Source organism: Nitratidesulfovibrio sp. D1 (genome assembly GCF_051133415.1).
Taxonomy (GTDB): domain Bacteria; phylum Desulfobacterota; class Desulfovibrionia; order Desulfovibrionales; family Desulfovibrionaceae; genus Cupidesulfovibrio.
The window spans coordinates 298,940-322,659 of sequence record NZ_JBPGNZ010000003.1 but is presented as its reverse complement, the minus strand read 5'-3'; the positions used below and the strand labels follow the sequence as shown (position 1 = coordinate 322,659).

At 68.7% G+C, this 23,720-nt stretch carries 21 protein-coding genes; 14 read left to right on the top strand and 7 right to left on the bottom strand.

What is annotated here, in order from left to right; translation table 11 throughout:
- Positions 1–97 precede the first annotated feature (97 nt).
- From ACR4XJ_RS07055 to leuB, 6 genes are all read left to right on the top strand, one after another.
- Positions 98–742 carry a phosphatidylserine decarboxylase family protein gene (locus ACR4XJ_RS07055; RefSeq protein ID WP_434754558.1) on the top strand — a complete coding sequence of 215 codons (645 nt, stop codon included), beginning with the start codon at positions 98–100 and terminating at the stop codon, positions 740–742.
- Positions 743–800: 58 nt separating this feature from the next.
- Entirely contained in the window at positions 801–1,550 is a 750-nt protein-coding gene (gene pssA / locus ACR4XJ_RS07050) for a CDP-diacylglycerol--serine O-phosphatidyltransferase (protein ID WP_434754557.1), read from the top strand.
- A 229-nt stretch (positions 1,551–1,779) separates the two neighbouring features.
- On the top strand, positions 1,780–3,363 hold the full coding sequence (locus ACR4XJ_RS07045) for a 2-isopropylmalate synthase (protein ID WP_434754556.1): 1,584 nt from the start codon (positions 1,780–1,782) through the stop codon (positions 3,361–3,363).
- Positions 3,364–4,620, top strand: a complete 1,257-nt coding sequence (leuC, locus tag ACR4XJ_RS07040; RefSeq protein ID WP_434754555.1) for a 3-isopropylmalate dehydratase large subunit — start codon at positions 3,364–3,366, stop codon at positions 4,618–4,620.
- Between the two features lie 43 nt (positions 4,621–4,663).
- Positions 4,664–5,155 carry a 3-isopropylmalate dehydratase small subunit gene (locus ACR4XJ_RS07035; RefSeq protein ID WP_333504492.1) on the top strand — a complete coding sequence of 164 codons (492 nt, stop codon included), beginning with the start codon at positions 4,664–4,666 and terminating at the stop codon, positions 5,153–5,155.
- Between the two features lie 255 nt (positions 5,156–5,410).
- Positions 5,411–6,487, top strand: a complete 1,077-nt coding sequence (gene leuB, locus ACR4XJ_RS07030) for a 3-isopropylmalate dehydrogenase (protein ID WP_434754554.1) — start codon at positions 5,411–5,413, stop codon at positions 6,485–6,487.
- A gap of 157 nt (positions 6,488–6,644) precedes the next feature.
- Here the strand turns inward: leuB and ACR4XJ_RS07025 are convergent, their stop codons facing one another.
- Both ACR4XJ_RS07025 and pspF read right to left on the bottom strand, forming a co-directional pair.
- Positions 6,645–8,612 (bottom strand): molybdopterin biosynthesis protein, encoded by a 1,968-nt coding sequence (locus ACR4XJ_RS07025; RefSeq protein ID WP_434754553.1) that lies wholly within the window; start codon positions 8,610–8,612, stop codon positions 6,645–6,647.
- Between the two features lie 53 nt (positions 8,613–8,665).
- On the bottom strand, positions 8,666–9,808 hold the full coding sequence (gene pspF, locus ACR4XJ_RS07020) for a phage shock protein operon transcriptional activator (protein ID WP_434754552.1): 1,143 nt from the start codon (positions 9,806–9,808) through the stop codon (positions 8,666–8,668).
- Between the two features lie 188 nt (positions 9,809–9,996).
- Between pspF and pspA the strand changes: the two genes are divergently transcribed.
- The 3 genes from pspA (at position 9,997) to pspC (ending at position 11,718) form a co-directional block, all read left to right on the top strand.
- On the top strand, positions 9,997–10,722 hold the full coding sequence (pspA, locus tag ACR4XJ_RS07015) for a phage shock protein PspA (RefSeq protein ID WP_434754551.1): 726 nt from the start codon (positions 9,997–9,999) through the stop codon (positions 10,720–10,722).
- A gap of 208 nt (positions 10,723–10,930) precedes the next feature.
- On the top strand, positions 10,931–11,227 hold the full coding sequence (gene pspB, locus ACR4XJ_RS07010; protein WP_434754550.1) for an envelope stress response membrane protein PspB: 297 nt from the start codon (positions 10,931–10,933) through the stop codon (positions 11,225–11,227).
- Positions 11,224–11,718, top strand: a complete 495-nt coding sequence (gene pspC, locus ACR4XJ_RS07005; RefSeq protein WP_434754549.1) for an envelope stress response membrane protein PspC — start codon at positions 11,224–11,226, stop codon at positions 11,716–11,718. Before pspB ends, pspC begins: the two co-directional genes overlap by 4 nt.
- A gap of 921 nt (positions 11,719–12,639) precedes the next feature.
- Here pspC and ACR4XJ_RS07000 read toward each other — a convergent pair.
- Positions 12,640–13,644: a DMT family transporter gene (locus tag ACR4XJ_RS07000; protein ID WP_434754548.1), complete on the bottom strand. Its 1,005-nt coding sequence runs from the start codon at positions 13,642–13,644 to the stop codon at positions 12,640–12,642.
- A gap of 165 nt (positions 13,645–13,809) precedes the next feature.
- Between ACR4XJ_RS07000 and ACR4XJ_RS06995 the strand changes: the two genes are divergently transcribed.
- The 5 genes from ACR4XJ_RS06995 (at position 13,810) to ACR4XJ_RS06975 (ending at position 17,995) form a co-directional block, all read left to right on the top strand.
- Positions 13,810–14,421 (top strand): TlpA disulfide reductase family protein, encoded by a 612-nt coding sequence (locus ACR4XJ_RS06995; RefSeq protein ID WP_434754547.1) that lies wholly within the window; start codon positions 13,810–13,812, stop codon positions 14,419–14,421.
- Positions 14,422–14,484: 63 nt separating this feature from the next.
- A complete protein-coding gene (locus ACR4XJ_RS06990; RefSeq protein ID WP_434754546.1) occupies positions 14,485–15,300 on the top strand; it encodes a redoxin domain-containing protein in 816 nt (271 codons plus the stop codon).
- 48 nt (positions 15,301–15,348) lie between these two features.
- Positions 15,349–15,963, top strand: a complete 615-nt coding sequence (locus ACR4XJ_RS06985) for a VOC family protein (RefSeq protein ID WP_434754545.1) — start codon at positions 15,349–15,351, stop codon at positions 15,961–15,963.
- Between the two features lie 398 nt (positions 15,964–16,361).
- The gene (locus ACR4XJ_RS06980; RefSeq protein ID WP_434754544.1) at positions 16,362–16,763 is read left to right on the top strand and encodes a MucR family transcriptional regulator; all 402 of its coding nucleotides are present in this window, start codon (positions 16,362–16,364) and stop codon (positions 16,761–16,763) included.
- 284 nt (positions 16,764–17,047) lie between these two features.
- Positions 17,048–17,995: a DMT family transporter gene (locus ACR4XJ_RS06975; protein WP_434754543.1), complete on the top strand. Its 948-nt coding sequence runs from the start codon at positions 17,048–17,050 to the stop codon at positions 17,993–17,995.
- 80 nt (positions 17,996–18,075) lie between these two features.
- On the opposite strand, the gene ACR4XJ_RS06970 is transcribed toward ACR4XJ_RS06975, so the two are convergent.
- From ACR4XJ_RS06970 to ACR4XJ_RS06955, 4 genes are all read right to left on the bottom strand, one after another.
- Entirely contained in the window at positions 18,076–19,581 is a 1,506-nt protein-coding gene (locus ACR4XJ_RS06970; protein WP_434754542.1) for a flagellar hook protein FlgE, read from the bottom strand.
- A gap of 340 nt (positions 19,582–19,921) precedes the next feature.
- Positions 19,922–20,788: a bifunctional methylenetetrahydrofolate dehydrogenase/methenyltetrahydrofolate cyclohydrolase FolD gene (gene folD, locus ACR4XJ_RS06965; RefSeq protein WP_434754541.1), complete on the bottom strand. Its 867-nt coding sequence runs from the start codon at positions 20,786–20,788 to the stop codon at positions 19,922–19,924.
- Positions 20,789–21,463: 675 nt separating this feature from the next.
- Positions 21,464–22,768: a phosphopyruvate hydratase gene (eno, locus tag ACR4XJ_RS06960; RefSeq protein ID WP_434754540.1), complete on the bottom strand. Its 1,305-nt coding sequence runs from the start codon at positions 22,766–22,768 to the stop codon at positions 21,464–21,466.
- A gap of 144 nt (positions 22,769–22,912) precedes the next feature.
- Entirely contained in the window at positions 22,913–23,701 is a 789-nt protein-coding gene (locus ACR4XJ_RS06955) for a type III pantothenate kinase (RefSeq protein ID WP_434754539.1), read from the bottom strand.
- Between the last annotated feature and the right edge of the window lie 19 nt (positions 23,702–23,720).

The following is a 23,720-nucleotide window of genomic DNA, read 5'->3' as shown; positions in this document are numbered from 1 at the left end:
GACGGGATTTGCCTACACTCCCGCCCTGTCGCCCGGGCACGGCCCGCGCCGCGCGCACCGGCACCCCCGCAACCCACCGCAACCAACGGCACCCCACATGCGCAAAGCCTCCATCGGCATCACCCCCGAAGGCGTCCCGGCCATCGGCCTGTGCGCCCTGGTCACCCTTTCGCTGGCCATGCTCGGCTGCGCCACCGGCAGCTTCGTGTTCATGCTGCTGACCTGGTTCTGCTGCCACTTCTTCCGCGATCCGGAGCGGGTCGTCCCCACCGCGCCCGGCCTTGCCGTCAGCCCCGCCGACGGAAAGGTGGTGCGCGTGCAGACCATGCCCGATCCGTTCACCGGCCAGCCGCGCACCACGGTGTGCATCTTCATGAACGTGTTCAGCGTGCACGTGAACCGCGCCCCGGTGGCGGGCACGGTGACCGGCATTGCCTATCATCCCGGCAAGTTCCTGAACGCGGCGTGGGACAAGGCGTCCACCGACAACGAGCGCTGCGCCTACCGGATGACCGGGGAAGACGGCTCCGCCTGGACCTTCGTGCAGATCGCGGGGCTCATCGCCCGGCGCATCGTGTGCCGCACCGACGAGGGCGACGCGCTGGCCCGTGGCGAGCGCTTCGGCATGATCCGCTTCGGCTCGCGGGTTGACCTTTACCTGCCGGACGACTATTCTCCGTCGGTGAACGTGGGTGAGCAGGTGTTCGCCGGGCAGACCGTCGTGGCGCGCCGCAACGCCTGATTCCCCTCCAACCATCCGGATTTCTTACCGCAAGAAGGCACAGGACAGCCGCAAGGTCATGGAACAGCCCGCCCGCCCCATCCACAAGGGAGTGTACATCCTCCCGAACCTCTTCACCACGGCAAGCCTTTTCGCGGGCTTCCTGGGGATGTTGTGGGCCGTTTCCGGGCGGTACGAGGACTGCGCCATGGCCATCCTGTTCAGCGCCCTCATGGACGGCCTGGACGGCAAGGTGGCCCGCCTCACCAACACCGCCAGCGAGTTCGGCGTGCAGTACGATTCGCTGTGCGACCTGGTGGCCTTCGGCGTGGCCCCGGCCTTCATGATGTACCAGTGGCAGCTGAACCAGTACGGCCGCCTCGGCATCGCCGCCGCGTTCCTGTTCGCGGTGTGCGGCGCGTTGCGCCTTGCCCGGTTCAACATCTCCACCGCCACCACCTCCAAGAAGTTCTTCATCGGCCTGCCCATTCCGGCGGCCGGCTGCGCTGTGGCCACGCTGGTGCTGTTCAGCCCCTACGTGCCCGAGCAACTCGCGGGCGTCTTCCCGCGCTTCTGCCTGGCGCTCGCCTTCGTGCTCGCCTTCCTCATGGTGAGCCGCGTGCGCTACGCCTCCTTCAAGGAATACGGGCTCATCAAGGCCCACCCGTTCAGCTCTATGGTTACCGCCATCCTGCTGTTCGTACTCGTCTCCTCCGAACCCAAGCTCTTGGGTTTCCTGGTGTTCGCGGGCTACCTCATCTCCGGTCCCGTGTATACCTTCGTCATCATTCCCCGCCGCAATCACAAGCTACTACGCAGCCTATCCTAGGGTTGTCGTAGCAGCGCCCCGTACCTCCGTGTCAGGAACGCACGCCGTTCCCGGGCGGACGCGTACCCTCCTCTCAGCCAGAGTCCCGTCTCCCGGGCCGGCGCGCAGCTAACGAACAGATGCAGCATTCCGTCAGGCGCACACGCCGCCCGTGACGGCCGCGCATCAGCGCCATCGGCCCCGCCCCCAACCAACACGGGCGCGGACCGCAGCAAGAGGAGCACGAATCATGTCCACCACGTCCCCCGCCTCCGGCACGTCCCCCATCGCCCCCATTTCCGGCGACCGCATCCGCATTTTCGACACCACCCTGCGCGACGGCGAACAGTCCCCCGGCGCCACCATGAACCTCCAGGAAAAGATCCGCCTGGCCCGCCAGTTGGAAACCCTTGGCGTGGACATCATGGAAGCCGGGTTCCCCGCCTCCAGCCCCGGCGACTTCGAGGCCGTGCAGGCCATCGCCCGCGCCGTGAAGGGCGTGGAGGTGGCGGGCCTGTGCCGCGCCATGGCCAGCGACATCGACCGCGCCTGGGAAGCCATCAAGGTGGCCGAGGCCCCGCGCATCCACACCTTTCTCGCCACCTCGCCCATCCACATGCAGCACAAGCTGCGCAAGGAACCGGACCAGGTGCTGGAAATGGCCGTGGCCGCCGTGCGCCACGCCGCCAGGTATACCAGCAACGTGGAATTCTCGGCCGAGGACGCGTCCCGCTCCAACCCCGACTTCCTGGTGCGGGTGTTCGAGGCGGTCATCGACGCCGGGGCCACCACCATCAACGTGCCGGACACCGTGGGCTACGCCCAGCCCGAGGAGTACGGACGGCTGATCCGGTACGTCATCGAGAACACCCGCAACAGCCACAAGGCCGTGTTCAGCGTGCACTGCCACGACGATCTCGGCCTTGCCGTGGCCAACACCCTGGCCGCGCTGAAGGCGGGCGCCCGCCAGGCCGAGGTGACCGTGAGCGGCATCGGCGAGCGGGCGGGCAACACCTCGCTCGAAGAGGTCATCATGGCCCTGCACACCCGCCGGGACTACTACGGCCTCGACTTCGGCATCGCCCCCGAGCAGATCTTCCCCACCTGCCGCCTGCTGTCCATGATCATCGGCCAGCCCATTCCGCCCAACAAGGCCATCGTGGGGGCCAACGCCTTCGCGCACGAATCGGGCATCCACCAGGACGGCATGCTCAAGAACCGCGAAACGTACGAGATCATGACGCCGGAATCCATCGGCAAGACCAAGACCGACCTCGTCATCGGCAAGCATTCCGGCCGCAACGCCGTGAAGAACAAGCTGGACGAACTCGGCTACCGGCTGGAGGAAGACCAGCTGGTCACCGTGTTCGAGGCGGTGAAGAAGCTGGCGGACAAGAAGAAGCAGATTTATGACGAGGACATCGAAGCGCTGGTGCTCGAAGAGGTCTACCGCCTGCCCGACCAGTACCGGCTGGTGAACCTTTCCGTGCAGTGCAGCGACACCGGCATGCCGCCCACGGCCGCCGTGGTCATGGACGTCATGGGCGAGACCAGGCGCGCCGCCGGGTTCGGCGTGGGTCCCATCGACGCGGTGTTCAACGTCATCGGCTCCATCGTGGGCCGCACCCCCGTCCTTGAGCGGTATTCGGTCACCGCCATCACCGGCGGCACCGACGCCCAGGGCGAGGTTACCGTGCGCCTGCGGCAGAACGGCGGAAGCGCGGTCGGACGCGGGTCCGACCCCGACATCATACTGGCCAGCGCCCGCGCGTACGTGAACGCGCTGAACCGCCTGGCAAAGAAAGAAGAAGAGCAAGAGAAGGAGGGCATCTAGATGGCACACACGCTTGCGCAGAAGATCCTGCAGGCGCACACCGACGAGGCGATCACCGCCGCGGGGCAGATCGTCCGCTGTCGCGTCTCGCTGGCTCTGGCAAACGACATCACCGCTCCGCTCGCCATCAAGTCCTTCCGGGCCATGGGGGCGAAAAAGGTGTTCGACCGCGACAAGGTGGCGCTGGTCATGGACCACTTCACCCCGCAGAAGGACATCGCCTCGGCGCAGCAGGTGAAGCTGTCCCGCGAATTCGCGCGGGAAATGGGCATCACCCACTACTACGAGGGCGGCGACTGCGGCGTGGAACACGCCCTGCTGCCGGAACTGGGCCTCGTCGGCCCCGGCGACGTGGTGGTGGGGGCCGACAGCCACACCTGTACTTACGGAGGGCTGGGCGCCTTTGCGACCGGATTCGGGTCCACCGACGTGGCCGGGGCCATGGCCCTTGGCGAAACGTGGTTCAAGGTGCCGCCCACCATCCGCGCCACCTTCACCGGTACGCTGCCCAAATGGGTGGGGGCCAAGGACCTGATCCTGCGCCTCATCGGCGAGATCGGCGTGGACGGCGCGCTGTACCGCGCCCTGGAATTCGACGGCGCGGCCATCGAGGCCCTTTCCGTCGAGGGCCGCATGACCATCGCCAACATGGCCATCGAGGCGGGCGGCAAGGCGGGCCTGTTCGCCGCCGACGCCAAGACCCTGGCCTACACCGCCGCGCGCGGCCGCAAGGACGTGGCGCTGGCCGCCGACCCCGGTGCGGCCTACGAGCGCGAACTGGCCTTCGACGTGTCCGGCATGGAACCCGTGGTGGCCTGTCCCCACCTGCCCGAAAACGTGAAGCCCGTGGGCGAGGTGAAGGGCGTGACCCTGGACCAGGTGGTCATCGGCTCGTGCACCAACGGCCGCATCAGCGACATGCGCGAGGCCGCCGGAGTGCTGCGCGGCCGCAAGGTGGCCAAGGGCGTGCGCTGCATCGTGCTGCCCGCCACCCCCGGCGTGTGGAAGGAAGCCCTGAAGGAAGGGCTGATCGAGACCTTCATGGACTCGGGCTGCATCGTGGGCCCGGCCACCTGCGGGCCGTGCCTTGGCGGGCACATGGGCATCCTGGCCGACGGCGAGCGCGCCATCGCCACCACCAACCGCAACTTCCGCGGGCGCATGGGCAGCCTGGAGTCCGAGGTGTACCTGGCAAGCCCGGCCGTGGCCGCCGCCTCGGCCGTGGCGGGCGTCATCGCCCACCCCGGCAGCCTGTAGGGCCAGGACCGTACCACACGCCATTTACGGAGGTTTACGCACCATGAGCTACACCGGCACCGCCCACAAGGTGGGCGAGCATATCGATACCGACGCCATCATCCCCGCGCGCTTCCTGGTCACCACCGACACGAAGGAACTGGGCGAAAACTGCATGGCCGGCCTTGAGGAAGGCTGGGTGAAACGGGTGAAACCCGGCGACGTGATGGTGGCGGGGCGCAACTTCGGTTGCGGCTCGTCGCGCGAGCACGCGCCCATCGCCATCCTGGGCGCGGGCATGCCCGTGGTCATCGCGCACAGCTTCGCGCGCATCTTCTACCGCAACGCCTTCAACATGGGGCTGTTGCTGCTGGAAGTGGGCGACGAGGTGGACAAGATCGCCGACGGCGACACCGTGGAGGTGGACGCGGCCAAGGGGCTGATCACCAACCGCACCACCGGGGCCACCATCACCTGCCCGCCGCTGCCCGCGTCCATGCGGGAGTTGCTGGATAAGGGGGGGCTTGTCCCCTACGTCAAGGAGCGGCTGGCATAGCCGAAAGCGTGCTTTTGCTCTCTGGCTGCGTCAGGCTCGTTCCGTGCGGCGGTCACATATGGCAAAATATGCTCCCACCGCCCGGAACTCGCCTTCCTTGCCAGAGAACAAAATCCCTCGAATGCCGGTTTTGCAGGCGCGAGGGAAAAAAGGCGGAAGCGAGAGACGCCAATCCTGACCATTCCGGCGGCGGGCCGTACAATCCGCCGCCGCATCACCCATAGCGCGCATCGGTCATCGAGAAGGGATATCCAGATGGACATGAAGATCTGCCTGATGCCGGGCGACGGCATCGGCCCGGAAATCGTGGAACAGGCCGTGAAGGTATTGGACAAGGTGGCGAAAAAATTCGGCCACACCGTCAGCTACACCAACGCGCTCATCGGCGGCGCGGCCATCGACGCCACGGGCGGTCCCCTGCCGGACGAAACCGTGGCCGCCTGCAAGGCCGCCGACGCCGTGCTGCTGGGCGCGGTGGGCGGCCCCAAGTGGGATACGCTGCCCACCGCCATCCGCCCGGAAAAGGGGCTGCTGGGCATCCGCAAGGCGCTGGGGCTGTTCGCCAACCTGCGCCCGGCCACCCTGCTGCCCGAACTGGCCGGGGCCTGCCTGCTGCGCGCCGACATCGCCGCGCAGGGCCTGGACGTGATGGTGGTGCGCGAGCTGACCGGCGGCGTCTACTTCGGCGAGCCGGTGTGCGAGGAAGAACTGCGCGACGGCCTGCGCACCAGCTACAACACCATGATCTACAATGAAGAGGAAGTGCGCCGCATCGCCCGCGTGGCCTTCGAGGCGGCCCGCAAGCGCAACAAGAAGGTCTGCTCGGTGGACAAGGCCAACGTGCTGGCCGTGTCGCGCCTGTGGCGCGCCGTGGTCGTGGAGGTGGCCAAGGACTACCCCGACGTGGAACTGACCCACATGTACGTGGACAACGCGGCCATGCAGCTGGTGCGCTGGCCCGCCCAGTTTGACGTCATCGTCACCGAAAACCTGTTCGGCGACATCCTGTCCGACGAGGCGGCGGTGATCACCGGGTCCATCGGCATGCTGCCCTCGGCGTCGCTGGGCGCGGGCGGCCCCGGCATCTTCGAGCCCATCCACGGTTCCGCCCCGGACATCGCCGGGCAGAACAAGGCCAACCCCGTGGCCACCATTTTGTCCATCGCCATGATGCTGCGCCACGCCTTCGCCTTGGAAAAGGAGGCTGTCGCCATCGAGCAGGCCGTCAGCGGCGTGCTGCGCGAAGGCTACCGCACCGGCGACATCATGGAGGAAGGGAAGACCCTGGTGGGCACCGTGAGCATGGGGAACCTGGTGGCGGAGCGCGTCTAGCGCGGAATGCGCCCATAGCCCGGCTTGAGAAAAGAATGGCGTGCCGTCGTTGCGGGTGTTGCAACGGCGGCGCGCCTGTTTTTCCCAAAGGGAGTCGAAGCGGGAGGGGGATGTGTCGCGCCTTGTCGAGTGCGCCCCTACGAAGACAGTTTTCCCCTTACCCCTCCAACCCCATCCCCTTCTCCATCACCCTGCCCGACAACGTCGTCTCGTACCCGCCCATCCCTTCTATCCGCTTCAGAAACCGCTCGTCCCGCAGCAGCGCCAGCATGGCCTGCACCCGGGCATCGTCCATGTGCCCGGCGGGAATCACCACGTCGTACCGCTCACGCGCCAGCGGCACGAAATCCAGCCCCAGCGCCCGCGCGGCGGCGTGGATGCCAAGGCCGCAGTCCGCCGCGCCGGTCAGCACGTTCACGGCCACGGCCATGTGGGTGAACTCCTCCTTGTCGTAGCCCTGCACCAGCGAAGGCGCGATGCCCGCCTGCCCCAGGTGCCAGTCGAGCAGGATGCGCGTGCCCGCGCCGCGCTGGCGGTTGATGAACCGCACGTCGGAGCGGGCAAGGTCCTCCACCCCCCGGATGTTCTTCGGATTACCCGCCGCCACGATGAGCCCTTGATGCCGGATGGCCAGGTTCACCACCCGCGTCTCCATGTCGGGCAGGTACTTGTCCAGGAAGGGAAAGTTGAAGTCGCCCGTTTCCGGGTCGAACAGGTGCGCCCCCGCGAAGTGGCACGAGCCGCCGCGCAGCGCGGTGATGCCGCCCATGCTGCCCACGTGGGTGGAGATGAGCCGGAACGGCCGCTCGCCGCCCATCAGTTCATCGGCCAGCAGGTCCAGGGTGTTGTCGTGACTGCCCACGCAGACCAGGATGGAGTCCAGCACCGCCTCGGGCACGGTCAGCCGGGCGCGCAGCACATCGTGCTCGGTGGCGCCCTCGGACAGGGCGGGCACGCGGGCCACGGCCTGCGCCCGCGAAAGCGTGGTGATGTTGCCCGCGCCGCGCCCCAGCGGCGTGCCCACCAGACGGTCGCCCACGCGGCCCACGGCCAGGCGCACGAATTCCTCCACCCCCAGCTTCGAGGGCACCTTGCGCGTCAGGTGCACCTCGGCGGACGGACGGTCGGCGGGCACGGTGCGGCCCATCCACGCCACCAGCGGGGCCACCAGTTCGTCGAAGCAGACCACGGCGCTCACCGGGTAGCCGGGCGCGCCCACCACCAGCCGCCCGCGACATTCCCCCAGCAGCGAGGGTTTGCCGGGCATGGCCTGGATGCCGTGCACCAGCACCCGGCCCTCCGCCGCGATGACCTGCCGGGTGAAGTCCTTGCTGCCCGCCGACGAGCCCGCGCACAGCACGGTGACGTGCATGCCGTCGTCAAGGCTGCGGGCCAAGGCCGCGCGCAGGGCGTCGGGGTTGTCCGGCACGGGGGGGATGCGCTCCACCACGCAGCCCATGTCGCGGGCCATGGCCGCCAGCACCTGCGAGTTGGATTCCACCACCTGCCCCGCGCCCGGTTCCGGCCGGGTGGTGAAGTCCAGCACTTCGTCGCCGGTGGGGATGATGCGCATGCGCACCCGCTCCCACACCTTCACCTCCCAGATGCCGCCGGACAGCAGCGCGCCCACGTCGCAGGCGGCCAGCCGGTGGTTGCGCGGGAACAGCAGTTCGGTGGCCACGATGTCCTCGCCGATGCGCCGCACGTGCTGCCACGGGAAGGCCGGAGCCTCGATCTCCACGGTGTCCGCGTCCAGTTGGGCCACGTGCTCGATCATCACCACCGCGTCGCACCCTTCGGGCATGGGGTGCCCGGTATTGACGGGATGATAGGTCACGCCCCGGCGCAGGGCCACGGGGTGCCCTTCGCGCGCGGCAAAGGTGTCGGCGGCGCGCACGGCGATGCCGTCCATGGCCGCGCTGTGCATGGTGGGCGAGGAATAGCGCGCGTACACCGCCTCGGACAGCACCCGCCCGGCGGCCTCGTGCGAGCCCACGGTTTCCGCGTGGACCAGGGCGGCGCGGTCCAGCGCGGCGCGGGCGCGGTCCACGGCCTCGGCTATGGGCAGGGTTTCGAGGTAGATGTTGCGGGTGGTGACGCTGGCGGATGTATCGGGATGGGACATGGCGTGCCTCTTGGTGCTGACGGTGTGCGCGCGATGCGGCGGGCGATGGCTGGTTACGATTCCATATCCTGCCGGTGACGGCGATACAACCCGCGCAACTGGTCGTACGAGATGCCCAGCAGTTCCGCGGCCACCCGGCGGTTGTGCCGGGCGCGGGCCAGGGCGGCGCGCAGGGCGGCAAGCTCCAGCCGGCGCACGGCCTCGGGCAGGGGGACGCCGGGCACCACATCGTGGTCCGTGTCATCGGGCGGTACGGTGCCGGGTCCGCGCCTTGGCCCGGCACCGTCCGCCATGGCCCCCGTGGAGGGTGGGGGCGGCGCGGCCGGGGCGGGACGGGGGACTGCCGGTCCCTGCCGCCACGGCGACGCGAAAGGATCAAGGTCGAAATGCTCGATGCGCGGGGCGCGGCCGGTGGACCGGCCATCGTCCGGCCACACGGCGCCGTCATCCAGCCGGGCCACGGCCCGTTCCACCGCGTTGCGCAACTCGCGCACGTTGCCCGGCCAGGGGTGGGCCAACAGTTGGGCCAGTGCGGCGGAGGCCAGGTCCGGCGTATCCGGCAGGTCCAGTTCCGCCGCCATGCTGGCCGCGAAGTGGCGGGCCAGCAGGACCACGTCGTCGCCGCGCTCGCGCAGGGGCGGCACGGACACCACCTCGAAGCTCAGGCGGTCCAGCAGGTCGGCGCGAAAGCGCCCCTCCGCCACCATGGCGGGCAGATCGGCGTTGGTGGCGGCCACCACGCGCACGTCCACCCGTACCGGTTGCGCGCCGCCCACCCGTTCCAGCATGCCGTATTCCACCACCCGCAGCAGCTTGTCCTGCACCCCGGCGGGGATGTTGCCCACCTCGTCCAGGAACAGCGTGCCGCCGTCGGCCCGCTCGAAGCGCCCGGCCCGGCGCGCCCCGGCCCCGGTGAAGGCCCCGGCCTCGTGGCCGAACAGTTCGGCCTCGGCCAGGGTGGGGGCCAGCGCCGCGCAGTCCAGAACCACCAGCGGCCCCTGCCAGCGCGGGGAAAGATAGTGCAGCCGCGCCGCGGCCAGTTCCTTGCCGGTGCCCCGCTCGCCCACCAGCAGCACGGGCCGGTCCACGCGCGCCACGCGCGAAAGCGCCTCCTGAAAGGCGAGGAAGGCGTCCGACTGGCCGATGGCCTCGGCCAGCGCGGGCGACGCGGCGGCGGCGTGCATGCGATCGTGCATGGAGAATTCAACCATATTTTGGTGATTTTCGCCACTAATTGGTGTAAATGCATTTTGCGGGCGATGTGCATCGCCCGGCATGTTGAGGTCATTCCCAGTGATTGCCCGTGGTTGCCTCCTGCGGACCGGCTGGCACGGTTGCTGCTTTTCCCGCCGCACCAACGCACAGCGCACCGCAGGAGGCGATCATGGGTATCTTTTCGCGATTCAAGGACATCGTCAGTTCCAACATCAGCGCCATGCTGGACAAGGCCGAGGACCCGGAAAAGCTGGTCCGGCTGATGATCCGCGAGATGGAGGAAACGCTGGTGGAACTGAAGGCCGGGTGCGCCTCCAGCATGGCCGAGGCGCGCCGGGTGCGCCGCGAGCTGGACGGCGTGCAGGACCAGGTGGAACGCTGGGACCGCCGGGCCGAACTGGCCGTGACGGCCGGGCGCGAAGACCTGGCGCGCGAAGCGCTGCTGGAGCGCCGCCGCGAGAACGAGCGCGCCGACGCCCTGCGCCGCGAACTGGACGAGATCGACGCGCTGGTGGCCCGCACCCAGGGCGACATGGACGTGCTGGACGAAAAGCTGGCGGCCGCGCGCGAGAAGCAGCGCATGCTGGTGCAGCGCCACGTGCACGCCCGGGTGCGCCGTCAGGCCCGCGAGGACGTGCGCCGCGCCGCCTCGCTGGAGGTGATGCACCGGTTCGAGGAATTGGAGCGCCGCGTGGAGCACATGGAAGCCGAGGCGGACGCCGTGCGCGTGCCCTCCGGCAACCGTGGCGGTCCCAACGGACTGGACGCGGCCTTCGCGGACCTGGAAACGCGCGATGAACTGGAGCGCGAACTGGCCGCCCTGCGCGCCCGCGTGGGCGAGCGCAAGGCCCATGCCGCCCCGCGCGACGGTGAAGTTTCCGGCGCAGCGGAGTAACCGCCTTGCGCCCGCCGGTTGCAGAGGCTAGACTGGATGCCCGTACGGCATCGCCCTTTCCGGAACCGGGCGCGCGCCGTCCCGGATGCCGCCGCGCCCTTCGCGCCCGCATCCGCATCCGGGCATGCCACCCCGCCGCCCGCGCCACGGGTCACGTCCCGGCGCGCGACGGCCCTACAGTTCGAGGCCACGCATGCATGAGCCGTACATGTTCGAGGAACTCTTCGCCGTCATGGCGCAACTGGGGCCGGTCATGATGTTCTGGTTCATGGTGCTGCCCGCGCTGGTGGCCGTGCTGTTGCTGGCCATCCTGTACCGCCTGCTGCGCACCCGCGAGGGCGCCACCCCGGCGCACGACGACGAGGCCCGGATGATCCAGGAGATGTACCGGGCGCTGGGCCGCATGGAGGAACGGGTGGAGGCGCTGGAAACGCTGCTGCTCGATCCCGATGGTTCGGCGGGGCGCGCCGGGCGGGATGCCCCGCGCGGCCAGGGGAGGGAATGACCATGGATCGCCACGAAGACAGGTTCGACAGGCGTTCCGGACGGGGGCGGAGCGGACGGCATTGCTCCACCGGCCACGACCGCGACGGACTGTGCGGCGGGCGGGACGCCTGGCGCGACCAGGGGCCGCGCACCCTGTACCGCGCCCGCGACGGCAAGCTGATGGGTGTTTGCAAGGGGCTTGCGCAGCATTTCGGAATGTCGGTATTCTGGGTGCGCGTGCTGTTCGTCGCCGCGGCCCTGTTCACCGGGTTCTGGCCCGTGGTGGGGCTGTACGTGCTGGCCGGGCTGGTCATGAAGCCGCGCCCGGTGCTGCAACCGGCCGACGCGGGCGAACGTGACTTCTACGGCAGCTACGTGTCCTCGCGCGGCGAGGCGTTGCGCAGGCTGAAGGAAAAATTCGACCGGCTGGAAGGCCGCATCCGCCGCATGGAGGATGTGGTCACGCGACGGGATTTCGACTGGGACCGCAGGTTCGGCGCGCAGCGGTAGCGCCGGGGGCCGGGCGGTTCCGGACACCATAGTCCTTCGGGATGGAGAGGCGTCTCCGGACGGGGGCGAGGGCGGAAGCTCTCGTCCCCGTCTACTTTTTGGGGGAAGGTGAAAAGCGGGATAAGAGAGGGAAGAGAGGGGTGTCCTGCCTTGTTGGATGCGGCTTCTACCAAGGCAGTCCAGCGTTACAGTTCACCCCCGATTTCGTTATGCCTCCGGCGGGCAAGGGGCCGCGCTCTGCGGTCGCCATCCGTAAGACTCGCGCTCCGCGCTCGCCTAACGGCTGCCGCTGAGCGATGGCCCCTTGCATCCCCGCGCTCCGGGGGGCGCTGCCAGCGCTGCTATCTTCATCCGTAAGACTCGCGCCTTGCGCTCGCCTAACGGCTGAAGTCCTGGTCCCCCCAGTTCGTCCTGCACCACATTCCATGCCGGGCAGCTTCCCTTCGGCGCCAGGGCGCCTTCGGGTGATCTGCCCGGCGGAATGCGCATGTGCGCGAATCTCCCGCCGCCACCCCGCCACTCGGGAGCCCTTCCAACGCCCCCGTCGCGACGCGTATGCCGCCGTCAAAGCCTGGCGGCATACGCTTCTACGCGCGAGTCGTTGTCGTTGCCTCTCGTCTGAAAGGCAGGCGGCATCGCCAACGGGATTTTCCCAATCCCGTCCTGTTCCCCTTCCATCAACCCCGTGCACGGCCTTGGCGCACGGGGGGCTGGTGCCGGGAAGGCGGCGTGAAAACAAGAGTTTTTTCCGCTGGCGAGGAAGGGCGCGTTTCGCCGCAGGGAGTGTATACGGATACTCGACCAAGACGAAACGCGGACTGACGACGCCAGCGGGAAAAAGACTGTTTTTGCGCCGTATTCCCGGCATTACAGAGCAGCCCGACCTCCCCCGCTCGCCTCCCGCCACCGCTCTCCCCGGCGCTACCCCCTGCGTTGCAGCAGGTTGCCCGCCACGATGAGCACCAGCCCCGCCAGCGTAGTGGGCAGTATCCGCTCGCCCAGCAGCAGCGCAATGAACACCAGCGAGAGGAACGGCGAAAAGAAGATCAGGTTGCCGATGCGCGCCGCCGACTCCGTCAGCTTCATGGCCTTCAGCCAGAACACGAAGGCGATGCCCATCTCGAACGCCCCCACGTACGCGGCGGCGGCAAGGCCCGGCAGCAGTTCCGCCCGGAACGGCAGCGATGAAAAAATGCACGTGGCCGCCAGCACCAGCGGCAGCCCGGCGGCGAAGTTGCAGAACAGTCCCAGCACCGGCTCCAGCGGGCTGCGCGCGTTGCCGATCCAGTACAGCGCCCAGATCACCGTGCTCGCCAGCGCCAGCGCCACCCCGGCCACGTTGCCCCCGGCCAACGCGGCCACGTCGCCCCGCGTGGCGATGACCACCACCCCGGCATAGCTCACGGCCACGGCCAGCAGTTCGCGCCGGGTCACCCGGTGTCCCAGCAGCGGCACGGAGAGCAGGGTCAGGGTGATGGCCCAGGTGTAGTTCACCGGCTGAGCCACCTGCGCGGGCAGCAGGGCATACGCCTTGAACAGCACGATGTAGTAGACGAAGGGATTCAGCACGCCCAGCAGCGCGGCCCGCAGCAGGTCGCGCCGGGGCGCGGCCGCCAGTTCGCGGACCAGCCCCCCGGCCCCGTGGCGGTACAGCAGGATGGCGGCCAGCACCGCCAGCGACACCCCGGTGGACACCAGCAGCAACTGCAACGGGTCCAGGTGGCGCAGGGCCAGCTTGAAGGCCGTGGCCACCGTGGACCAGATGGCCACCGTGGCGATGCCGTACAGGTAGGCCCTGCGCTGGTCGGTGCGCGGTCCGGCCGGAAGGCCGGAGCCGTCGGCCGGGGCGGCCGCCCGAGCGCTCGCGTGACCGCCGGACGCAGGGCCGGACGCAGCGCCGGGCGTGGTGCCGTGGGGGGTGGTCATGTGCGCCTCCTGCCGGGTGTACTAGCACTCCGGGACGGGCAACGCCAATGGCGGCGGCCGCCCGCGTCCGGTGCGGAACCGGACGCAACGAGGCGCGCCTTTGCGCAAACCGGATTCCTGCTGTATGTAGTACGGCACTACGCACCACACCCACCGGAGACCGCCATGCCCGCGAACCGCATCCCCATGCCCCTGCTGCGCGCCCTGCTGCTGGCCGCCCTGCTGGCGCTGCTGCCCGCCTGCGCCACGCCCACGCTGGCGGAGCCGGTACCGGCCAGCGCGCCCTTCCCGGACATTCCCCTGGAGAACGCCGCCACGCCCGCCCAACTGGCCGCGCTGGGCCTTTCCGGCCAAGGGCCGTGGAAGCTCTCGGGCATCCGCCCGGCCACCGGGAACAAGACCCCGCTGGTGCTCATCGAGATCTTCAGCATGTACTGCCCGCACTGCCAGCGCGAGGCCCCGCACATGAACCGCCTGGCCGAACTGCTGGCCGCCTCGCCCCTGAAGGACCGCATCACCGTCATCGGGGTGGGCGCGGGCAACACCCGCATGGAGGTGGACCTGTTCCGCGAACGCTACGGGGTCGCCATCCCCCTGTTCGCCGACCCGGACCTGGCCGTGCACGAACAGGTGGGCGAGCCCGGCACGCCGCATTTCTTCCTGGTCTCGCTGAAGGACCGCGCGGCCCCGGCCACGCTGTTCTCGCGCACCGGCCGCATGACCTCGCCGCAAGCCTTCCTGGACGAACTTTCCGCCATCGCCCGGCGCACCAACTGATGTCGGCGGGTGGCCCGCGCCGCCCCATCCCCCCTCCCGCCGAACCCGCGCGAGGTAGCCGCCATGCTCCGCACCACAGAACATCCCACGGCCAAGGCAACCCCGGAAACCAGGCAGGCCCGCCCGCCCGCCGTTGCCCTGCTCCCGCGTCCCGCGCGCCTGCTGGCGGCGGCCTTCCTGACACTGGCCCTTCTATGGGGGCTGGCCCTTCTGTGGGGCCTGCCCGCCGCCGCGCCGTCGCAGGCCGCCGGACTGCGGGACCTGATCTACCCGGAAGCCCCCCGCAAGCCGGTGGACAGCGTGCTGAAGGTGGCCGTGGGCGACCCCGCCCCGGACTTCGTCCTGCCTGCCCTGCCCGGCCCCTACACGCCCAAGGACGGCCCCGGCGCGGGCATGGTCCGCCTGTCCGACTTCCGGGGCAGGTACGCCGTGGTCATCTCGTTCGTGCCCGCCGCGTTCACCCCGGTCTGTTCCGGGCAGTGGCCGGGCTACAACATCGCCCGCGATGAATTCGAGCGGCGCGGCGCGGTGCTGCTGGGCATCACCACCGACAACCTGCCCTCGCTGTACGCCTGGACCCGCGAGATGGGCGAACGCGCCCCCGGCCCCGACGACGGACATGGCGGGGGACACGACGACGGACATGACGACGCGCATGGCGGGGGTGGCGGCGTGTGGTTCCCGGTGCTGTCCGACTTCTGGCCGCACGGCAAGGCTGCCGCGTCCTACGGCGTGCTGCGCGGCGATGGAACGGCGGAACGCGCCCTGTTCACCATCGACAGGCAGGGCGTCATCCGGCACATTCACGTCGCGGACACCAACAAACGCCCTCCGCTGGACATCATACTGCGCGCGCTGGACGCTCTGCCCGCCCCCTGACGCCCCCCGACGCCCCCTCCCAGCCCCCAAGCCCCCTCAGGAGCACCAATGCCCCGCTATACCGGCTTCAACCACCTGGCCATGGTCACCGGCGACATGGAGACCACCGTGCGCTTCTGGCGCGACCTGCTCGGCATGCGCATCGTGGCCGGTCTGGGCCATCCCGGCTACCGCCAGTACTTCTTCGAGGTATCGCCCGTGGACATGATCGCCTTCTTCGAATGGGACGGCGTGACCCCGGTGGAGGAAAAGGACCACGGCGCGCCCGTGCGCGGGGCCGTGGTGTTCGACCACATCTCCGTGGGCGTGGCCTCGGACGACGACCTGTGGGAACTCAAGGACAGGCTGGAGGCCGCCGGGTTCTGGTGCTCGGAACTGGTGGACCACGGGTTCATCCACTCGCTGTACAGCTTCGACCCCAACGGCTTGGCCATCGAGTTTTCCGCGCCGGTGCCCGGCGTGGACGTGCGCGCCGCCCCGCGCATGACCGACACCCATCCCGTCCCTGCCGCCCAGGAAGGGCCGGACCCCGTGCCCGGCCGCTGGCCCCCGGTGACCGCGCCCACGCCGCCGCCGGACCGCCGGGTGTACCCCGGCGAAGGCGACGACTTCCTGCGGAGCAAGCGCAACGCCTGGGACACCCTGGAGCGCGGCCCGGCATGACGCCCGGCCGGGGCGCGCAACGGTACCCCCGCGCGGCGTCGCATGCCCCCGGCCTTCTCCGCCCGCAATTACCGCATGCGCGCATTCCCCATCCCGGGGGCTCCGCAACCCATTCGCCGCTTTCCCGCCGCGCCGGGGAGCGGCGTTGCGTTTTCTCCTACTGCCATACGGGTTCAGGTGCATCCCGTTGCATGCAAGAAAATAATGGAATTACACATCGCATGGTGGTAATGCAGTGCCCATGCGCGTTGCGGGATGCGGAAGCACATGATGTTTGCCGGATCAACGGCGGATCATGCAGCATCCGAAACCGCTTCCCGCATACGGAGTGCGACGATGCCGGCCGACGTGGCCCCATCGACGACGTTGCACCTCCGCCACCGCAAAGGAGAATCGAAATGGAAGAATATCTCAAGCAGGCCCTCGACATCGTGAAGGCTCAGGCCAGCGTCCGCATCATGACCGAGGAAGAGATCAGTTCCATGGTGCAGAAGATCGCGCAGGCCGTCCGCCAGATCAGCGAAGGCGTGCCCGCGGAGGCACAGGCCGCTCCCGAAGCGCCGCTGCCCGACGCCGCAAAGGCGCTGAAGGAAAAGTCCATCACCTGCCTGGAATGTGGCAAGACCTTCAAGATCCTGACCCGCAAGCACCTTGCCTCGCACGACCACACGCCCGACAGCTACCGGGACAAGTACGGCTACCGCAAGGACATGCCCCTGGTCTGCAAGTCGTTGCAGCGTGAGCGCCGCAAGAAGATGAAGGACATGAAGCTGTGGGAAAAGCGCCGCAAGCAGGCGTAGGCCACGGCATCCCACCCGCACGCCGCCTTTTCGGCCTCGCATGACGGATCCCGGACGCCCCGGTGGCACCTGCCGCCGGGGTGTCGTCGTTCCGTCGCGCCCGCGCCCGTCCCGCCCGCCCCGCCAGCGTCCGGAGCGAGCGCCGCTCCTTCCCGCGCCAGTGGACACCCGGACACCGCGCGGATAGTGTGCGCTCACCGGCCATTCCTCCGCCCTGGCGGCGCGCCGCCGCCCGGCATTTCCGGCGCGGCGTCCCTCATGCACCCCTTTCGCCAAAAACCGTCATGTCCGCACCCCGCACCGCGCCCGTCTCTTCCGCAACGTTGGCCCTGCTGCTGGCCATGCTGCTGTGGAGCAGTTCGTTCATCGCCATGAAGGTGGCCCTGGAAGGCTTCGACCCCATGGTGGTGGTGTTCGGGCGCATGGGCATTTCCTCGGCGGTGTTCCTGGCCCTGTGGCGCAACTTCCGCCACGTGCGCTACCGCAAGGGCGACTGGAAGCGCCTTGGGGCCATGGCCCTGTGCGAGCCATGCCTGTACTTCGTGTTCGAGGCGTACGCCCTGCGCTACACCTCGGCCTCGCAGGCGGGCATGATCGTTTCGGTGATGCCGCTGTGCGTGGCCGTGGCCGCCTGGATCGTGCTGGGCGAACGGCTGGCCCGCCGGGTGTGGTACGGCTTCGGCCTGGCCATCGTGGGGGTGGTCTGGCTGAGTCTGGGCGGGACCAGTTCCGAGAACGCGCCCAACCCGCTGCTGGGCAACCTGCTGGAACTGTGCGCCATGGTCAGCGCCACCGGGTACGTCATCAACGCCAAGAAGCTGTCCGCCACCTACCCGCCGCTGTTCATCACCGCCGTGCAGTCGCTGGCGGGCAGCGCGTTCTTTCTGCCGCTGCTGTTCCTGCCCACCACCCAACTGCCGGACGCCTTCCCGCTGCTGCCCGCCCTGTCCGTGGTCTATCTGGGCACGTGCATCTCGCTGGGCGCATACGGGCTGTACAACTTCGGGGTCAGCCGCCTGCCCGCCGGGCAGGCTTCGGCGTTCATCAACCTGATCCCGGTGATCACCCTGCTCATGGGCCGGGTGCTGCTGGGCGATGAACTGGCCCCGCAGCAGTACGCGGCCTCCGGCCTGGTGCTGGTGGGCGTGCTGCTTTCGCAGGGCCGCGGGGCCACCGTGCCGGACCCCGCCACACCGGACGAGACCGCGCCGCAGCCCGGCGCAGGGCGGTAGCCCCTTCCCCTTCGCCCGACGCAAAAAGGCCGCCCCCCAAACCGGGAGACGGCCTTTCGCATGCCGGTGCTTGCTGATGGCTACATGCGCTTCAGTTCCAGCGCCCTCTGGATCATGGCGTCCGCCGTCATGATCGACTTGGAGTTGGTCTGGAAGCCGCGCTGGTAGATGATCATGTTCACGAATTCCCGCTCCATGGACACGTTGGACTGCTCCAGCGTCTTGGCGGCCACGGTGCCGAAGTTCTCGGTGTCGGGCAGGCCCTCTTCCGCCGCTCCGGACTCCCGCGTGGCCGAAAAGTGGTTCATGCCCTCGCGGCGCAGGCCGTCCTCGCTGGTGAAGCGGTACAGGGTGATGCGGTACAGGTCGGCGCTCTGGCCGTTGCTGTAGCGCCCGCTGATGATGCCCTCCGAATTGATGTCGATGCCCGCCAGAAAACCCTGCCCATAGCCATCCTGCCTGGACCGGATTTCCGACGAACTGCCGCCGTAGGCCGTGGTGCTGAGGGCGGCCAGGCTGGCCCCGGCCATGCCCGTCAGGTTCGACGCGTCGGACCCCACCGCCGCCGGGCTGCCTGCGCCCGCCGTCCACGCCCCGGATGACGAGGACAGGCCAAGGTCCAGGCCGACCCCCTGCGCCCCCCCGCCGCCCGCGAAGGTGGCGGTGAACTGCGGCAACCCGTCCGCGCCGAACGAGGCCGGCGCCCAGTTGCCGAGGTTGGTGGCGTCGGCGCCCGTGGGCGTGTAGGCCGACATGTTCACCAGCTGGCCGGATGAATTGAAGGTCAGCGTGCCGGCCATCAGCAGCCCCGCCCCGGATGTCCCGGCCAGGGCCGAGCCGTCGTGCGCCGGGTCCATGCCCACCACGAACTCGAAATACTTGTTGCCGCCGCTCTCTCCGGCCCCGTCGAAATAGATGGTCACGTCGTGGGCGTTGCCCGAGGCGTCGTAGACCTTGATGGCCTGCTTGTACGAGTAGGCCGAATCGCCCAGGGGGCTGTCCGCCGCGCCGTTCCACTTGGACAGCAGCGAAAAGAACGGGTTGGCCGCGTCGGACGACCTGTCGCCCGAGCCCAGGTTGTTGATGGCCGTGATGGACGTGGTGGCCTTGGCGGGCATGATGTTGCGCCCGTTCTCGCCCGGCGGCAGGCTGATGCCGGTGGCGGCCCCCTCCACGCCGTCGAGGATGGGCCGCCCGTTGAGCACGAACCCGTTGGGGTCCACCAGGTTGCCGTCCTTGTCGAACCGGAAGTTGCCCGCACGGGTGTAGTGGATCTTGTCGCCGGAGGTGACCTGGAAGAACCCCTTGCCGTTGATGGACAGGTCGGTGATGTCCGTGCCCGACTCGTATGGCCCCTGTCCGTACATGGTACGGATGCTCGTAAGGCGCGACCCCAGACCCACCTGGCTGATGGAGGTGGATGCCGAGTTGCCCGTGCCCGCGTACTGGCTCATGAGGTCCTCGAACAGCGCCTGCTGTTGCTTGAACCCCACGGTATTGACGTTGGCCAGGTTGTTGCTGACCGCCTGCATGCCCTGCGACAGGGTCTTCATGCCGGAGGCACCGGAATAGAGGGCGCGTAACATGCGTGTCTCCTCGGGCGCGAAGTGCCCCGGCCCATCCGCGTGCCGCCGCTCCTGCCGGAGCGCGGGCGCGCGGGGCCGGGGAAGATTCTTCCCTGAGGGGTCGCAAAGCACGAGCCGTGCCAGTGCAAGGCGGCGCGAAGCAACCTTGCGGAATGTAAAGACGGATGTCCCGCAACAACTCCACCGGGCGGCAGAACCTGCCCATGGCCGGGCCATGCCGGGGCGACACGTGCGGCAACCCCGCCGCCACGCGGGCATGACATCCCCCGGCACCCGACATGACGCAACAGGGCCGCGCGGCATGTGCCGCGCGGCCCTGAAATCCGTCGATATCCGCCCGCTACCCGGCGATGCCGGTGCGGGCCTTCCACGAAATCACGGTGTTGACGAGCAGTTGGGCGATGGTCATGGGGCCCACGCCGCCGGGCACCGGGGTCATGGCCGAAGCGATGCAGCTGATGTCGTCGTACTGGCAGTCGCCCACCAGCCCTTCGTCGGTGCGGTGAATGCCCACGTCCACCACCACCGCGCCGGGCTTGACCATGTCCGAAGTGACCAGGCACGGCCGCCCCGCCGCCACGAACAGGAAGTCCGCCCGGCGGCATTCCTCGGCAAGGTCCGGCGTGCCGGAATGGCACACCGTCACCGTGGCGTTGGCGTACTTGCCGGGCGCGCCCAGCATCAGCGCCAGCGGCTTGCCCACGATGTTGCTGCGCCCCACCACCACGGCCTTCTTCCCGGCGGGCGAAAGATCGTAGCGCTCCAGCAGGGTCATCACCCCCGCCGGGGTGCACGGCCGGAAGCCCGGCAGCCCCAGCGCCAGACGCCCCATGTTCTCGGGGTGGAAGCCGTCCACGTCCTTTTTCGGGCTGATGCGCTCCAGGCAGCGCTGGCTGTTCAGCCCCTTGGGCAGCGGCAGTTGCAGCAGGATGCCGTCGATGTCCGCCCGCCCGTTCAGTTCGTCGATGAGCGCTTCCAGCGCTTCCTGCGTGGTGTCCGCGGGCAGGCGGAACGCCTCGGACCGGATGCCCGCCTCGTCGCAGCCGCGCTCCTTGTTGCGCACGTACACCTGCGAGGCCGGGTCGTCGCCCACCAGAATAACCGCCAGCCCCGGCGCGCGGCCCGCCGCCGCAAGCCCCGCCGCCACCTCTTCCTTCAGCTCCGCGCGAATGGCCGCAGCCGTCGCCTTGCCGTCGAGCAGCATCATATGTCCAACCTCCCGAAATCCGGCGCGCGTGCGCGCCGCCTGTCCGATTCCGCTGCCCGGCACCGTCATCGCGTCCCGGTCGCATCCGCCATTACCGCCGCCCTGTCCTTTTGCAGGAGAGCGGGCAGCTTTTTTGAGCCGGGGCTCCGCCCCGTGCCCCGCCGGGGGAGCATGCTCCCCCGGACCCCCTTTTCAGGGGATGGGATAACGCTGAAATTTCCTGCCGGTCCTCCAGGGTCACCGGTACTCCGGCCACCCTGCAATCGGCGTTTTTCCTGCCTCCGGCTTTTTTTCATCTGCCGGGCTGCCTTTCTTCCCTATACTCCGCGCGGTCTTCCGCGCGGATGGCTGGTGCCGGGAAAACGGGTGAAACTACGATCTTTGGGAGCTGGCAAGGAAGGGGACGTTTTCCCGAAGGGAGCGTGCGGCAGCCGTTATGCGCGCTTGCGGGCATTACGGATGGCGACCGCAGCGCGCCCTTCGGTACGTGACCGAGGGAAAACGGAACCTAACGCCGCCAGCGCCCGAATGGCGGGTTTCGCCGCGTAGTTCCGGCATTGGGAGCAGGCACAACCTTTCCCCCGCCTTTTCCCTTCTCCCACCTTTCTTCCCGCGCCCGAAAGCAAAAGGGAGGGAGCCCCGCAGGCTCCCTCCCCGTCATCGCGCAACCGCGCGCTAGTCCTCGCCTTCTTCCTCGAAGCCGAAATGCGCGCTCATCATGGGCCCGAAGTAGATGCCCGTGTCGTCCAGGTCTTCCTCAATGCGCAGCAGTTGGTTGTACTTGGCCAGCCGGTCGCTGCGGCACAGCGAGCCGGTCTTGATCTGCCCGGCGTTCAGGCCCACGGCCAGATCCGAGATGAAATGATCCTCGGTCTCGCCCGAACGGTGCGAGATCACCGTGGTGTACGCGGCCTGCTTGGCCATCTCGATGGTGTCCAGGGTCTCGGTCAGCGTGCCGATCTGGTTCAGCTTGATAAGGATGGAGTTGGCCACGCCCTCGTCGATGCCCTCGGCCAGGATGTCCGGGTTGGTCACGAAAATGTCGTCGCCCACCAGCTGGATGGTGTCGCCCAGCTTGTAGGTCAGTTCGCGCCAGCCGTCCCAGTCGGCCTCGGCCAGGCCGTCCTCGATGGAGATCAGCGGGTAGCGCGCGGTGAACTCGCCCAGCCATTCCACCATCTCGGAATTGGACAGGCTCTTGTTCTCGCCCGCCAGCACGTACTTGCCGTCCTTGTAGAATTCGGACGCGGCGGCGTCGATGGCCAGCGCAATCTCGGAACCGGGAATGTAGCCCGCCTCCTCGATGGCCTTCATGATGTAGCGGAAGGCCTCGTCGTGGTTCTTCAGGTTGGGGGCGAAGCCGCCCTCGTCGCCCACGCTGGTCACGTGGCCGTCGGCGGCCAGCAGCGCCTTCAGGGTATGGAAGGTTTCCGCGCCCATGCGCAGCGCGTCGCGGAAGGTGGCCGCGCCGATGGGCATGATCATGAATTCCTGGATATCCAGATTGTTGGGCGCGTGCGCGCCGCCGTTGATGATGTTCATCAGCGGCACGGGCAGCACCTTGGCGTTCACGCCGCCCAGGTACTGGTACAGCGGCAGGCCCAGAAAGCTGGATGCGGCGCGCGCGGTGGCCAGCGAAACGCCCAGCATGGCGTTGGCCCCCAGGCGCGACTTGTTGTCGGTGCCGTCCAGGTCCAGAAGGGTGTTGTCCACCTGCACCTGGCGCAGGGAATCCAGCCCCACCACGGCTTCGGCGATTTCGCCCATCACGTGGTCCACGGCCTTTTCCACGCCCTTGCCCTTGTAGCGGCCCTTGTCGCCGTCGCGCATTTCCAGCGCCTCGCGGGTGCCGGTGGAGGCGCCGGAAGGCACGGCGGCGCGGCCGGTGTGGCCCGATTCCAGGGAGACTTCCACCTCGACGGTGGGGTTCCCGCGGGAGTCAAGGATTTCCCTCGCCCAGACGGATACGATGGTGCTCATCTGCATCTCCTTGGTCCTTTCATGTTCGTCGGGTTTCGGTCGGAATGTCGATGCCGGACGCGGAGCGTCGAAACGTCACCTGACGCGGAGCGTCGGAAGTCAAAACCGAATGCGGAGCGTCGGAAGCCTTGCGGCCTCTTGTCGCTACCGCCCTTCACGTTCCAGATACAGCAACCGCAGGCCCTCCAGCAGAAGGTCGGGCTTGACGTGGTCGAAACAGCGGCTCACCCGCGCGATGTCCCGGGCGAACCCGCCCGTGGCCACCACCTCGACGGGGCCGGGCAGCACGCCGCCAAGGCGGGCCAGCACGCCCTCGGTCATGGCGGCGAAGCCGAAAATGAAGCCGTGGTTCAGGCTGGTGGCGGTGGACCGGCCGATGACCGGCGAATCCTCTTCCACCTCCAGGCTGATGCGCGGCAGCTTGGCCGTGCGCGACGACAACGCCCCGGCGGACGACAGCACGCCGGGACAGATCAAACCACCAAGATACGCCCCGCCCTCCACGCAGTCAAACGTGGTGGCCGTGCCGAAATCCACGGATACCAGCGACCTGGGGCCGGGGTACAGCCGCCGGGCTGCCCAGGCGGCCACCAGCCGGTCGGCCCCCACTTCCGCCGGGCGCTCGTAGCGGTTTTCCAGCGGGATGGCGATGTCGCCGGGGGCGAACAGCAGCCTGCGGGACAGGTAGCGTTCGCAGGCGCGGCGGGCCAGCGGATCGAAGCTCGGCACCACCGAACTGGCCACGCAGGCAGAGACGTCCGCCGGGTCCAGCCCGGCGTGGCGCAGCACCTCCAGCAGGCGCAGGCCGATGGAGTCGGCCGTCTGGCCGGGGTCGGTGGGCAGCACGTACGAGGTCAGCATGGCGGTTTCCACCGCGATGCCGATCTTGACGTTGGTGTTGCCGATGTCGAACAGCAGGAAATGCTGGGTCATGCCGCTTCCGGTGTGTTGG